The 13650-nt window shown below is 60.0% G+C and carries 10 protein-coding genes and 4 tRNA genes; 3 read left to right on the top strand and 11 right to left on the bottom strand.

Annotated features, from left to right (window positions below; genetic code table 11):
* Window positions 1-73 precede the first annotated feature (73 nt).
* From KP004_RS20070 to KP004_RS20050, 5 genes are all read right to left on the bottom strand, one after another.
* Complete coding sequence (locus KP004_RS20070; protein ID WP_216800146.1) at window positions 74-301, bottom strand: helix-turn-helix transcriptional regulator; 228 nt, start codon at window positions 299-301, stop codon at window positions 74-76.
* A 266-nt stretch (window positions 302-567) separates the two neighbouring features.
* Entirely contained in the window at window positions 568-1044 is a 477-nt protein-coding gene (locus tag KP004_RS20065; RefSeq protein WP_216800145.1) for a ribbon-helix-helix protein, CopG family, read from the bottom strand.
* Window positions 1041-3419 (bottom strand): type IV secretory system conjugative DNA transfer family protein, encoded by a 2379-nt coding sequence (locus KP004_RS20060; RefSeq protein ID WP_216800144.1) that lies wholly within the window; start codon window positions 3417-3419, stop codon window positions 1041-1043. Before KP004_RS20060 ends, KP004_RS20065 begins: the two co-directional genes overlap by 4 nt.
* 11 nt (window positions 3420-3430) lie before the next feature.
* Window positions 3431-5056 carry a DUF3363 domain-containing protein gene (locus KP004_RS20055; RefSeq protein WP_216800143.1) on the bottom strand — a complete coding sequence of 542 codons (1626 nt, stop codon included), beginning with the start codon at window positions 5054-5056 and terminating at the stop codon, window positions 3431-3433.
* A 318-nt stretch (window positions 5057-5374) separates the two neighbouring features.
* Window positions 5375-5839 (bottom strand): DUF2840 domain-containing protein, encoded by a 465-nt coding sequence (locus tag KP004_RS20050; RefSeq protein ID WP_216800142.1) that lies wholly within the window; start codon window positions 5837-5839, stop codon window positions 5375-5377.
* A gap of 1027 nt (window positions 5840-6866) precedes the next feature.
* On the opposite strand from KP004_RS20050, the gene KP004_RS20045 reads away from it, so the two are divergent.
* The 3 genes from KP004_RS20045 to KP004_RS20035 are packed head-to-tail and all read left to right on the top strand — an operon-like array spanning window position 6867 to window position 10839.
* A complete protein-coding gene (locus tag KP004_RS20045; protein WP_216800141.1) occupies window positions 6867-7991 on the top strand; it encodes a hypothetical protein in 1125 nt (374 codons plus the stop codon).
* Window positions 7988-9469 carry a hypothetical protein gene (locus tag KP004_RS20040; RefSeq protein ID WP_216800140.1) on the top strand — a complete coding sequence of 494 codons (1482 nt, stop codon included), beginning with the start codon at window positions 7988-7990 and terminating at the stop codon, window positions 9467-9469. Before KP004_RS20045 ends, KP004_RS20040 begins: the two co-directional genes overlap by 4 nt.
* On the top strand, window positions 9466-10839 hold the full coding sequence (locus tag KP004_RS20035; RefSeq protein WP_216800139.1) for an AAA domain-containing protein: 1374 nt from the start codon (window positions 9466-9468) through the stop codon (window positions 10837-10839). Before KP004_RS20040 ends, KP004_RS20035 begins: the two co-directional genes overlap by 4 nt.
* 533 nt (window positions 10840-11372) lie before the next feature.
* Here the strand turns inward: KP004_RS20035 and KP004_RS20030 are convergent.
* The 6 genes from KP004_RS20030 to serS all read right to left on the bottom strand — a co-directional run bounded on the left by KP004_RS20030 (window position 11373) and on the right by serS (window position 13647).
* Window positions 11373-11449 (bottom strand) — tRNA-Arg (locus KP004_RS20030).
* A gap of 96 nt (window positions 11450-11545) precedes the next feature.
* A tRNA-Arg gene (locus KP004_RS20025) sits at window positions 11546-11622 on the bottom strand.
* An 8-nt stretch (window positions 11623-11630) separates the two neighbouring features.
* Window positions 11631-12107 carry a DUF2155 domain-containing protein gene (locus KP004_RS20020; RefSeq protein ID WP_216800138.1) on the bottom strand — a complete coding sequence of 159 codons (477 nt, stop codon included), beginning with the start codon at window positions 12105-12107 and terminating at the stop codon, window positions 11631-11633.
* A 48-nt stretch (window positions 12108-12155) separates the two neighbouring features.
* Window positions 12156-12248 (bottom strand) — tRNA-Ser (locus tag KP004_RS20015).
* Window positions 12249-12287: 39 nt separating this feature from the next.
* Window positions 12288-12373: transfer RNA gene (locus KP004_RS20010), tRNA-Ser, on the bottom strand.
* A gap of 5 nt (window positions 12374-12378) precedes the next feature.
* Complete coding sequence (serS, locus tag KP004_RS20005) at window positions 12379-13647, bottom strand: serine--tRNA ligase (RefSeq protein WP_216800137.1); 1269 nt, start codon at window positions 13645-13647, stop codon at window positions 12379-12381.
* Window positions 13648-13650: the final 3 nt, after the last annotated feature.

The following is a 13650-nucleotide window of genomic DNA, read 5'->3' as shown; positions in this document are numbered from 1 at the left end:
TTGCCACGGCGCTGCAAGCGCTTATATACCACAGCTTACAGCGACAGCGGGACAATAAAATGTTGGCCGAGGATCAGCGGGGGGGCTGTCCGCCGGGACCGCGCCCGACGGTGACCGACACCCGCTGCCGGTTTTGCAGCCACTCCTCGACTTCGCAGAGGAGCCAGCCGACCGACCCCTTGCCCAGCCTGATTCGGGCCGGAAAGAGCCCGGCCTTTTCCATCCTGTACTGGGTGGCGTTGCTCAGCCCTATGATATCGAGCAGCTCCTTGCGCCTGACCACTTTGTTCCTCGTCTCCATGGCGGTATCTCCTCTGAATGAAGGAGGCAGGACCGGTTCCAGGTCCTGCGCCCGGCGTGTCGGCTCTCGAAGGTGGCCGGATCGGAGGCCGTGCCTCCGGTCGGGCCGGGACCGCTTAAAGCTGCCGGCGCAATGCGGCGGCTGCTTTGGTCCTACTTGCGGCCTGCCTTCATGGGGCGTTGCGGGGCTCCCCCGCAGAGGGGGTAGCGGAAAACGCCCCCGCGTTTGCAGCGAGGGGGAAGCCTCCCCCCTGACGGAGTCTTACCTCAGGCGGTTACACCCTCCCCTGAGATCTCTTCCTCCCCAGCCTCGAAGAAGGCATCCTCGCCGCAGTAAACTTCCCCTGGCAGCTCCTCGAAGATGCTCTTGCCCTGTCTCAGGTTCTCGCCCAGGATCTCTAGGAACCTCCGGTAACGTTTCCCACCGATCCGTTTCGCCAGCTCCTGCTGCTCCTCGGGGAGTTCCCGGGTCTGGGTCAGCCATACCCGGATGTAGAGGGACAAGGTCTCCCCGACGATCTCCAGATAGCGCTCCTCCGCTTTCAGACGCTTCTCGATGCGGTCCATGAACCGGGAGAACTCAAGCTCCCTCTTGTCCGCCCCTTCCGGATAAAGGTACTCCTTCAGGGCCGCCTCGATGATCGCCTTTTTGGTCAGGTTCCTGCGCCGGGCGCAGATCCCCTCCAAGGCCTCGTTCAACTCCGCCGACAGCCTGATGCTGTAGCGCACCGTCGGTCCTCTCATAGCGTCACCCCTCCCGTGCCGTCATCCTCGGTCTCAGGCTTTTCCTCCCTGTGCCGCGACTCCATAAGCTCGCGCGCCCAGCGCGGCATCTCCTCCTGTGTCCCCCCTCCCGGCTCCTGTGCCGCAGGAGGTGGTGTTGAGACCTCACGCTCCTGGACGGGGGCAGGAACGGGCACGGGCGCTGCCTCCTCGTTCTCCTCCGTCTGCCACGCGGTCCCGCCCCAGATCGGCAAGCGGACCTCTTCCTTACCCCCTTGCGCCGCCGCGACCACCGCCGCGATCGGGTTTCGCCCCGCCACAGCGATGGTATCGCTTACGGCAGGTGCCGCCCGCACCCGGCTCTTGAAACTGCGGTCCTTGAAGTGGCGGATCTTGTTGGCCCGGATGGGGGGATGCCCCGCCAGGAAGATGATCTCCTCCTTTTCCGGGAATTCGAGCACCTCTCCGGGGGTTAACAGCCGCCGCGCGATCTCCTGGGTCGAGTGCGTCGTGTTACGCAACCAAAAGTCGAGGCGCCGTCCCGAATAACTGGTGCTGGTCACGAGCTCCGTCTTCTCCCCCAGCATGCGGCTGATCAATTCCGCGCTCTCGATGTCGTTCGGGGTGAAAACCACCCGGACGTTGCAGTTGGAGAAGATCGAATTGTGCGGGCCGTAGTACTTCCTGATCTGCTCCAGGTTCTGCACCACCAGAAGCGCCTTAATGCCGTACCCCGCGATGAAGGCAAGTGCCGCCTCGAAAAACTCGAGTTGGCCGAGTGACTGGAACTCGTCCATCAGAAGGAGCAGCCGGTGCCGGTAGGAAACCACCTGGCGACCCTCCTTGAATTCCATGGACTCGGTGCACTTGCGTCCCAGCATGTTCATGATCATCCGGTAGAGAGGCTTGGTGCGGGAGATCTCCGAGGTGGGGATGGCGAGATACAGGCTCACCGGCTTTTCGTGCTGCATGAGATCGGTGATGCTGAAGTCGGAGCAGCTGGTGTTCCTGGCCACGAGGGGATCGCGGTAAAGGGCAAGGGAAGCCAGGGCGGTGGACTTCACCCCGGAGCGCTCGGTGTCGGCCCGGTCCAGCATGGCGCGGGCGGCGCTCGCGACCACGGGATGGGTAGGAGTAGGAGTTCCGGTGGCGCTTTGCCAGCCGAAGCTGAATTCCGGGTCGTGCCGGGCGGTGAGCATCGCCTTCAGGGTGTCGTCGAAACTCCGCTCGGGGTCGCTCAGGATGAGGGCCAGGGTGGCGAGGTTCTTCTCCTTGATCTCGGGGGAGTAGAGGATGTGCAGGATGGTCCCGACCAAAAGGTCGTAGCTCGTCTTGTCCCAGTGGTTCTGCATCCCTTCGCCGAAGGGGTTCACCAGGATATCGGCTATGTTCTGGGTATCGGCCACCTCCTTAAGGGTCCCGACCCGGATCTCCTCCAGCGGGTTGAAGCGGGCGCACCCTTCCTCGGCGGTCGGGTTGAAGCGGAGCACCAGGTTCCCCAGTTCACTCTTGCGGTACCCCGCGCTGATGCCCCAGTTCTCCCCCTTGATGTCGGTGATCACCACGGAATGCGGCCACGAGAAAAGAGTGGGGACGATCACCCCCACCCCCTTCCCACTTCTGGGGGGCGCCAGCAAAAGAACGTGCTCCTCCCGGTCGTGGCTCAAAAGCCTCCCCGACTGGGAACGGCCGAGCACCACCCCGTGCTCGCCGTAGAGCCGCGCCTGTTCCAGCACCTCCTCGCCGGCCCAGCGCGCCGTACCGTGGCTGTCGGCTACCGGCTCCGGCTTTTTCAGGCGCAGCCAAAGCCTGCCGCTCACGACGACGCCCAAGAGGAGCCCGCCCCAGGCGAGCCACTGCACCCGATTGAAGTCGCGACGATAGGCAGGGTCACGCTGGAACATGATGCGCCAGGCCAGAAAAGAGTGGGGACGGTACAGGGGAATGCGGTACCAGTAGCGAAACGGAGCGCCGAGCGAGACGGGATACCGGGCCAGCCTCGCCTGCAGCTGCGCCGCCAGAAAGAGCCCGCCCAGCGCACAGGCCAAACCGGGGAGCAGGCAACCAAGGACCACCAGGTGCCGTCTGAGCACACGGAACGAAAAGCGACCAGGGACGCCGGAGAGAAACACCAGCAAGCCGAGAGTAATGCCGCCGTAAAGGTAGCGCCAGCTCCGGGCGAAATGTTCGGCGCCGTTACCGTTTTGCAGTGCATCCCAGTAAAGAAACCGGAAGGGAGGATAGAGGGCCCGCCCCGCCAACCGGAACCAGGGCTCCCCCAGACTGTCCCGGTAACCGTAGACGGCGGCGAAACTTTGGGTGGCCATCCAGGCACCAAGAACCACCAGGGAAACGGCGACGACCAGACGCAAAAGAGCGAACAGCTTTGGCCTCATGGCTCCTCCCTTTAGCGGGTCAGATCACGCTCGGGCTGCAACCTTTTCTCCAGCGTTTGGGCAAGCTCCTGGGCACGCGACGGTGCCTCGAGGACCACCCGCACGTCGCGGGAGAGTCCCTTCTTCAGGGCGAGATCCCGCATCCTGTCCGGCAGGTCGTCCGGCACCCGCCAGCTCCCTTCGGAGAGCTCCTCGGTCAGCCCGTTTCGCTCCAGTACCTTGAGACGTTTCAGGCGCATCTCGGCAGTGGAACCAAGATCAAGTCCCGGCGGCAGACGCCCCGCCCCCCTCGTCTCAAGATCCACCCCATCCCGGTAGATGCCGCCCCCCTGCCGGGAAAGGCCCAGGATCTCCCGGTCCAGATCGGTCAACTCCAGCTCGTGCTGTGGCACCGAGATCCGCACCAGTGAGCCGGGGAGCGCCTCCCTCCCCTCTACTTCGGAAAAGCGGGACAGCCCCACGTAGTAGGTCCGGTTATCGCTGCCGGAAACGACCAGGTAGCTTCGATCGGATAGCTCGTCCGCGACACCCCGGTCCAACACCTTCCCCTGCAACTCACGCTGCAAGGGATCGGTCGGATCGAAGATAACCAGCTCCCGGTCCCCCTCGCGGCCGAGGCTCTTGTGCATGGTCTTGATGATGTCGTTTTGCAGGCCGAGTTCGCGCAATACCCGCTCCGTCTCCCCGTCCAGCCGCCAGATCCCCGGCGCTTTTTCCTGGGCGAGCCCCAGCCGTTCAAGCTCCTTTACCCTTTGCTTTTTCACGCTGCGGTGGAAGGCGGCGATGCTGTTTTCCCTCCCCGGCGGTGCCCTCAAGTCGATCTCCCGGGCCGGGCTCCGCTCCTGTAAAAGGACCAGTTCACGATCGATCCCGGTATAGCGCTCAAGCTTGATCTCGGCGACCAGGCCATCCTGGATCTCCAGTTCGGTACGGCGCCCAAGCCGCGAAGTGGCGATTTCCCTGGCCCGGTTCCGCACCCCGCTCGCGATGTAGTCCCGGCCGAGCACCAGGTTCTCCCCCCGGTCGTTTCGGCCACGCACGATCAGGTGTACGTGCGGGTTGTCCGTGTTGTAGTGGTTCACGGCGACATAGTCGAGGGAGGTGCCAAGATCCTTTTCCATCGACCGGACCAGCTCCTTCGTGTAGTCCGAGAGATCCAACTCCCGCCCCTTTTCCGGCGAGACGATGAAGCGGAAGTGATGCCGGTCCTTGGCAATTTTCTCCTCCCAAAGGCCGAGCTCCCGCTTCTCCAGCGGGCCGTTTTCGTCGTAACAGCGTCCGCGCTCCGGCCCTTCCAGCCCCACCCCGGGCCGGGTCAGATACGAGACATGGAGCTTCAGGGCCCGCACCCCCTTTGAGCCGGAGAAGTTCTTCACCACCCTGGTTTTCACCACCACCCGCTGAAAATTTCTCGCCGCGTTTCTGGTGAAGGTCCCCTTCCCTTTCTGGTTTCGATGTGAACCTTTGCCGCCTGAAAATGCGCGCCCCTTAGTCGCTTTCCCGGCCAGGCAGACCCGCTGCACCACCTGGAAAAAGGACGCTGACTGGGTGCCGGAACCTGATGATTTGCGCTCCTTTTTGAGCCTGATCCGGAAGCGATCATCCTCTTCGGACTCTTCTCGGTAACCTCGCGACATGAAAGGCCTCCGAAAACAGGCGCCGAGGCAAGCGGCTCTGAGCGGGGCTTTTCAGGGAGAACGGCGTACGCTTTCCAGCGATACGCCGAAAAGAGGGAGCCAAGACGCGGGCTTGCAAAGACCCGGCGCCTGCACCTTTATCTTGCCTTATCCCCTCTTTCCTCCCTTCCACCCGCTTCAGTTACCGCCCCCTCACCCCTCCAGCCATTCAAAACCACCACCCCGAAAACCGGCCAGGAAGATGAAAAGAACTCCGAACTCAACCCCGCCGTCGACCGCGGCTCGCGCCGCGCTGAAATGCACACGTGAACAACTCTCTCAGCGTCGCAAGAGGTCGCGCACTTTTCCCGTGGGCGCGGCGGGGTCGCGAGGTTTCAGCCGCGCTTTCAGCTTATAGTGCGACGCGCGGTAATAGTCGGGATCGAGTGCGACAAGAGACAGGCTATTCCGCGAAAGTTCACGTAGCCACTTAAGCGCCTCACGTACCTTCTTCCTCCCCCCGGCGTCGAGCAGGATCTCCGCCCCGGGTGCAACCTGTTTCAGCACGTGCGCACGCTCGCCAGGTGCCACGGCTCTCAGCACCATCACGTGCCAGCTCACCGTGCCGTACTCGTTCGCCTCCCAGAATTCTACCCCGAAGAGCTGCCCGGGCTGAAAGAAGACATGCCGCTCGGCGAACGGCCCGCCCACCTCGCGGATAGCCTCGGGCTCCCCGAAGACCAGCTGCCAGCGCCTGGTCTTCTCCTGGTGCATCAGTATAAGGCGGGTCAGGCAATAAGACATTGGTGAATTCTAACTCAATCCCGTTAGACTCCAAGCGGTAAGTAAATTTCTTGGGCAGGCACGACAATGGCGTACTGCAAGGGAGGGAAAGGTGGAGGATATGGCAATATGTAGGGCAGGCATCCTGCCTGTCGGTGCGGTCTGGAGGCTGGAAGTCTTGAGCACAAAAAGTCTGGAAAAATTCTTGCAGTCTGGAAAATATCTGGTAAGATGACCTCCATGAACGATAAGCTAATAGCAATAATGCAAGAAGTTGCGCGCCTGGCCACCGAAACTGCTGAGGCATCGAGCCGTGGGGACATGGACGCTGTCGCACGTCTCCAGCTGGAGGCGGAAGCCGCATGGCAGAGGGCTCGAAGAATAGGGCAGCAGCGGGCAGCCCGGCCATCTGCCAGCAAGAGCCTGAGCGCTCGTGACCGCGTTGTCAGTACTCTTACCGAGCTTAACGTGCCGTGCTCTCCCAAGTTGATCGCAGCGTACAGTGAAGCTCGGAGCGGGGACGCTTTGGATCAGCGCTCTATGGCATCTATCCGGCGGGACGAGCGTCGCTCTTGGGAGTCTGGTTCGAGACGTGATACCTACGTCCTTCCTGCCCTGGAAGGGCCTTGGTTCATTGCCGGCCGCGGCAAGTTCGTCCTCTCCCATTGGCCCCTTTGGCAGCGAATTGTCGGGCCGCTGAGCCCAAGGGTGGATCACCTTAAGGTTTGCCTTCGCTTAGTTGACCAATGCGAGGCAAAGGTTGCTGACCCTGAGATGTCCGCCCGCATGTGCAGGCTGCTAGGCGAGTTGGCTCGCACGGTACCTGACGCTTTGGAGAACGCATGGAACTCCAGCGAGGAACTGGACACTGTTAGAATCCGTAAGGCAGTTCTTGCCGAGCTTAATTTGATAGAGGGTGAAGATCAGAAGGGGCGCCAGAAGGAGGCTGAGCGAGCGGTACGCAGCCTCAACGAGGATGACCAGCTGTGGGGCGGCACGATACCGCACGTGATTGCGAATAAGGCAAGATAGGCTGAGGGAGTAATCAATGACGGTGGATGATCAAATCGCAAAGGTGAGAGGTGACGCTTCTGAGAAGACCCCTACGGTCCGCGTGCTCGCTACGGCCATGTCGCATAGCGACTGCACATTTGCTAGATTGGCTCTGGCTGCTCGGACCGATCTCGACCACATGTGTAAGGACACCTACTACTCAGTCGATTTCGGGCAGGACCCACAAGCTTTCCAACGTGGAGAGATGTTCGAGTTCCGCGTCAAGGACAACGGCTATGCCGGATTGATACAGCTGCTGCGCGAGAAGGCAGGTTTTCCCCTGGAAGACGCTGGGATCCGTGACCTGCATCAAGGGACAGCGCCCAACAAAGAGGGGTTGAAGCAGCGTGCTGTGGAAACCCGACAGCTGTTGCGAAAGATCGCAAACTATGCTCCGGATGCGCCGAACATAATTGATGGAGCGGTACTGACCTGCACGATTGCAGGCAAGAAGGCCTATTTCGAGGCGGACGGCCTGGCAGCTGCCTCGGGCGGCAAGATCCACGCGGCTGAAATCAAGTCATTTCCGATCACTGACAACCAGTGCGACCCCGACAAGTTCGGTGCCGCTTGTGACCAGGCAGCGTGGTATGTCCTACTTTGCCGGCGTGCACTTTGCGAGCTTGGCCTACCGCCCGACACCGTTTCCAACAACGGGTTCATCATTTTGCCGCAGGGTATTGGCCTGCGCCCGACGCTATTGATAAAGGATCTAGCCGCCAGGGTACGGCGGGCGGAGCGCCTTCTCGAGTCCGCTCCCAAGGAAGAGGATATCCTCGAACTCTCGTGCGGATTCCAGTTTCCTGCCGAGACCATGAAGCCTCAGCTGCGGCTCGATATGCTCGAGCAGATGATGGACAAAATTGGCACCTGTTATCGGCCCGATTGTCTTCGAGACTGCGGAATGGCCAAGCTGTGCCGTGCACGGGCGCACGGCTCGGGGCACGTCGCTCTCTGCGGCAGCGCAGTTGTGCGCTACTTTCCGGGTATAGGGTCACTGCATCGCGCCGCCGAGCTGGCGGACGGTGCCCCGGCCTCTCCTCAGGAAGTGCATGCGGCGGCCGCGCTGGTGCGCGCAAATGAGGTTCTCGGGCGCGTGCTCGCCGAGGGGGTGCTATGAGTAGTTTTCAGGCTTTATTGGCTGCGCGCGCGCACGAAGAAGGGAAGGCCCAGCCCACGGCCCTGTACAGGCATCGAGCTATCGCCAAAGATCCGCTTTGTATCGTTGCCTGGCAGCTCGGAGCCGAGCCTTACAGCCCGGGTGCTATAGCGATTGGCAGGCAGTCAACCGGGTTCCACCTGTATGTTCCTGGGTATCCTCTTGACCGCGACCTGTTGTTCGCCGCGCTCCTGGACTTTGCCAAGGAGTTCTGCCCCGCCCTCGAGAGCTACGCGAACGGCCCATGCGAGTATGTTTCACATTTCGGCGAGCAGCTTTCGGTACCCGTAGCCATGCCTCAGATCATTGTTGCCAACTCCGAAACGATCAGGCTCCTTGGGCGGCTTGGCCGCCGTCTCGCATATCTTCCGACAGAAGGCCCGTACCCGGCGGATCCGCTGCTCCTGCGCTTGGGCCGCCACCTGATGTGGCTGGCTAACCACGCGCATCTGCCGGGGCAGCAGCTGATCTTATCCGCAGCCGATCTGCTTGTGTCGCACTACGCCACAGCCATGAGCACCTTCGAGTCGCATTCGCTGGCTGCGCTAGATGCCTGGATAGAGCCAGCTCCGGACACTCACGGCTTCAATGCTGCGGAAGTCGCAGAAGACCACGCAGTTGGCCCTCTCCCTATGCCAAAAGACGGCGAGCAGGTTTTCAAGTTGATGCAGGCGTTCAACAAGGCTCGTGCAGGGAGTAAGAACTCGCAGACCATTCAGAAGCTTTCCGCACCGTTGCGAGCTGTTTACCAGGATATGACTGAGGAGACCTGGGACCTGATCTGGAAGGTGATCGATAGGGAACGGGGCAGGCAGGAAGCTGCATCCGTCCCACGGCGCGCCGATGTGGATCGATTCGAGTACGCCGTACACCTGTCGTGGATGATGGGGCCAGCGGAGGGACGTCGCAAGGCCCGCATGACAGCCCGGAACGCCGCAGTCCGGCTCAACGAGCTGGAACGCACAGAGGCCCTTGTCCTGGCTGAAGAAGCCGTCGATGACCCCTTGCGCATGGCCCCTCATCTGCTTAGCGGCAAGGCGCTGGCGGGCCTTGTGATCAATAGCAACCCGTCTCGCCGCGAGCTCATCAATGGCAAGAAATGCCTTCGCCCGGGCGTCACTGTTCACACCGATGTTCCTTGCCTGATGCAGGTGGGCACGGAGGTCTGGTGGACGCGGGCACCGAGCGCAAAACAATGGCGCATAATCGCTGTATCCGCGTCAGGTAGTGGATCCGATGTCACCCTCGTCCTACAGACCAATCGGTCCCAAAAAGAAGGGCTACCCCAAGTCGGTGCTCGCGCCTGCTTCTCACTGTTCAACACTCGTCCCGGGTATGAGCTCTACCTGCCGAAGCAGGTTCCTTGGACGCACAAAGTTGCTGAACCGGCAGCTACCACTGATCTTGACTACAACGACGTAACTGGACAAGCGGCATGATCATGTTCAATCAAGATGTCATCGAGGCGGCGGGTAAGGTCGCAGGGGCCGCTCAGAACGATTTTTTCAAGATCACAGGGAATGGTGCGGTCATCGTCTCCGCCGTTGCAGGTGCAGGAAAGAGCTACTTTGTCACCGACACGGTCAAAAAGTGTAGAGCGCTCGGGTTGCGGGTTGCTGTTGGTGCCCCTACAAATGAACAGGTGTTCAGTCTCGTTCGCTCCATTGCCGACAGCGACCCGGGGCGTGTCGCGTACATACACGGGGAGAAGGTTATCCCTCCTCTTGGTATCCTGCGGCCAAATGTCGCCATCATATCCCCGGCATATCAAGCGACCGGTGAGACCGTGCTAGTGGGCACCATCCACAAACTCGCGTCGGCTATTAACCCGCAAAGCGGATTCATTCCTGCCTTGGGCCAATTTGACGCGCTCATCATCGATGAGAGCTTCCAGGCTACCTCGGCAAACTACTTCGCCGTTGCTGGCATTGCGCCGAGGCATCTGTGCGTAGGCGATAGCGGCCAGATTTTGCCGTTTACCACCGTTGAGGCTGGGCTGCAGTGGAAGGGCCTTGCTGAAGACCCGTTGCAGACAGCGGTAGGGGTACTCCGCCTAAACCACCCGAACACACCGCTCCATCGCTTTCCGATCACCAGGCGGCTCGACAGCCGTGGCGCTTTGATAGCGAGGAATTTTTATTCCCACGATCACCATTTCGAAGCGGCGGTCGCCGATGGCGTCAGGACCATGAAACTAGGTCCGGCCACAGCCGTCAGTTCACGCGAGAAGGCCCTTGATAAGGCCTTGTCCACAGCTGCACAGTCAGGGTGGGCCTATCTGGAGCAACCGGCTTTCCAGACCCTGATACTGGATCCGGTTACGGGACAGCTCATCACAGACCTGATCTGTCGGTTAATGCATCGGACCTGTACTCTCACCTGTGAACGTAACCAAAAGGGAGCTCCTCTTGATGCCGAGCGGATCGCCGTGGTTGTTTCCCATAATGATCAGAAGGACATGGTCCGCGGGATGCTTAATGATGTTGGGTTGGCAGGCGTCGTGGTCAACACCGCTAATAAGCTGCAGGGGCTTGAGTTCGATGTCGTAGTTTGTTGGCACCCGATGGCGGGACTGGATGAACCAGACAAATTTCATCTCGAGGCAGGCCGTCTGTGCGTCATGTGCACACGTCACCGTCACGCGTGTTTTGTAGTTGGGCGTCGCGGCGATCGGGAGCTGGTCGAGGGGTTGCCGCCGGCAACGCCGGCTTATCCAGGCTCTGCACCCGATGATGACGACATTCTGCGGGGGTGGGAGGTCCACCAAGGCGTCTTTTCTGCTCTCACTCCTTATCTCGTACAAATTTAAGATCTTTCGCAGAGTGTTGAAATCCTATCGGCGAGTGGCATCGGAAAACTCGAAGCATGAAAATTGGCTCTGAGGGCTGAAGCGATCTATGGCAGAGAGACGAGTTTTCGACAATCCTATTTTTAAGGTCGGTCTGCGACCTCCCCCATATCCGGAATAGCCAACCCATCAAGGCGCCTGACCGATTCCTTTCCGCCCTGGTCCGGCACCTGAACCGGAAGACAGGTCTTTAGGCCTGAGCGGTATCAAAACCTGCTGAGGGAGAAAGATTAGGATTCCCCCGTAGGGACGTACGGGGCTAAAAGAAAACTCCTCCGCAATAGCCCATTTCACGCAAGAGGCCCGAGGTAACAGAAGAGGACGAAGCAATATCTGGGAAAAGAGTTGGACAGTAATGGCAGGGAGAAGGTTTTTCGTGCAGACGGTTTCAGGATATATCATCCACGATCAGCACTTTGGAGACCACACGAGAGACCACACGAAATAGAACGGCCCCTCCAGTAAAAATGGAGAGGCCGTTCTATTTTCCAAAATGGCGCGCCCGAAGAGATTCGAACTCCTGGCCCCAAGATTCGTAGTCTTGTGCTCTATCCAGCTGAGCTACGGGCGCAAACTGCTGTTTTTACTGCAAACCTTCGAAGGAGAGTCTTTGAAGGCTTAAAAATCAAACACGGGATCAGACGAAACAACCAATCCCTTGTTTTTATGGCGCGCTCGGAGAGATTCGAACTCCCGACCTACGGATTCGTAGTCCGTTGCTCTATCCAGCTGAGCTACGAGCGCATTCTTTATCAACTGGCCGGCAGGTAGTCGACCAGGGTGAAACCGTACTGCGGATGCTGAAACGCATGCGTGGTAGGGTAGAGCGAAAACAGCCACCCCTTGTAAATCTCCTTCCCCTTCTCCCGGATCACCAGCTGTGCCGCTGGATTGACCAGGTCGTTCGACTGGGAAGTGAGGGTGGTGCCTTCCATCACGAAGTGCGGGAAAAAGGTTTCCACGTTGAGCGTCAGATCCGACCCGGGAAGATGAAAATCCGAGCCTATCTTCAGCGTGTAGACCTTCTTCAGGTGGGCGTTCTTGTCGGCGACCTGGATCTGCACCGCCTTCCACTTCCCCTTCACCTGGTCCGGTACCACTACCGTGGAGGGAGCCTCGGCCACCTTCGGTGCGGCTGCCGTCTGCTCCGTCTTTTCCTTTTCGTTGCACCCTGCTGCGAACCCGATAGCGATCAGAGACAAAACCGTGAGTTTCATCAACCGCTTCACCACAACCTCCGGAGTTGCAACAACCCTGTTACTGCCTACTGCAAAAAATGGCGGAGAGCGAGGGATTCGAACCCTCGATACCGGTTTCCCAGTATACACGCTTAGCAGGCGTGCGCCTTCGACCTACTCGGCCAGCTCTCCGTTTCAACCTCTACTGCTTTTGGTACTGCGCTAAATCAATGGCGGAGGAAGTAGGATTCGAACCCACGGAACTTTCGTTCAACGGTTTTCAAGACCGCCGCCTTCAACCACTCGGCCATTCCTCCAAAGCCTAGCTGATACGCTCCGCCCCGCCCATGTAGGGCCTGAGCACCTCGGGGATCAGCACCGAACCGTCCGCCTGCTGGTAGTTCTCCAGCACCGCTACCACGGTTCTGCCGACTGCGAGACCCGAGCCGTTCAGCGTGTGGACAAATTCCGGCTTTGCCTTCTCGTCCGGGCGGAAACGAATCCCGGCCCGACGCGCCTGAAAATCTTCGAAACAGCTGCAGGAGGATATCTCCCGGTAGCAGTTCTGGCCCGGCAACCAGACCTCGATGTCGAAGGTCTTGGCGGCCGAAAAACCGATGTCACCGGTGCAAAGCTCGACGACCCGGTAAGGTATCTGCAACCTGCGCAGCACCTCCTCGGCGTTGCCGAGCAGCTTCTGCAGCTCCTGGTAGGATTCCTCGGGGGTGGTGAACTTGACCAGCTCGACCTTGTTGAACTGGTGCTGCCTGATCAGGCCGCGCGTGTCCTTGCCGTAAGAACCCGCCTCCTTCCGGAAGCAGGGAGTGTAGGCGCAGTATGAAATCGGCAGGTCCGATCCTTTCAGGATCTCGCCGCGATGAATGTTGGTTACCGGAACCTCTGCCGTGGGGATGAGAAAAAAATCGACCCCTTCCAGGTGGAAGAGATCTTCCTCGAACTTGGGCAGTTGGCCCGTACCGGTCATGCTGTCCCTGTTTACCATAAAGGGCGGCAGCATTTCAATATATTTATGCTCGTCGATATGGAGGTCGAGCATGAAGTTGATCAGCGCTCTTTCCAGCCTCGCACCGAGCCCTTTGTACAGGGTGAAACGCGCGCCGGTGAGCTTCGCGCCGCGCTCGAAATCGAGGATGTTGAGGTTCTCGCCGATCTCCCAGTGCGGTTTCGGCTCGAACGAGAGGCTGGGGATGTTCCCTTCCAGGCGGACCACCACGTTATCCGCTTCGGACTTACCCACCGGGGTCGTCTCGTTGGGGATATTGGGAACGGTCAGCAGGAATCCCTGCAGCTCCTCTTCCACGCCCTTCAGCTGCTCGTCGATCCCCTTGATCTGCTGGGAGACCTCGCGCATCTGCGCCTTCATTTCGGCGCCCTGACTCTTGTCCTGCAGGCGGGCGATCTCTTCGGTGACCTTGTTGCGCAACGCTTTGAGCGTCTCGCTCTGCTGAAGCAGCTCGCGACGGGAGCCGTCGAGTTCCTTGAAGCGGGCGATATTGACGCCTTCGCCCCTGGTCTTCAACCGGGCTTCCACAGTCTCCAGATTTTCGCGTAAGTATCTAGCGTCGAGCATCGT

The organism is Geomonas oryzisoli (assembly GCF_018986915.1).
GTDB classification, from domain to species: domain Bacteria; phylum Desulfobacterota; class Desulfuromonadia; order Geobacterales; family Geobacteraceae; genus Geomonas; species Geomonas oryzisoli.
Note: the sequence above shows the minus strand (reverse complement) of the source record. Positions and strands in the feature narration are given on the sequence as shown.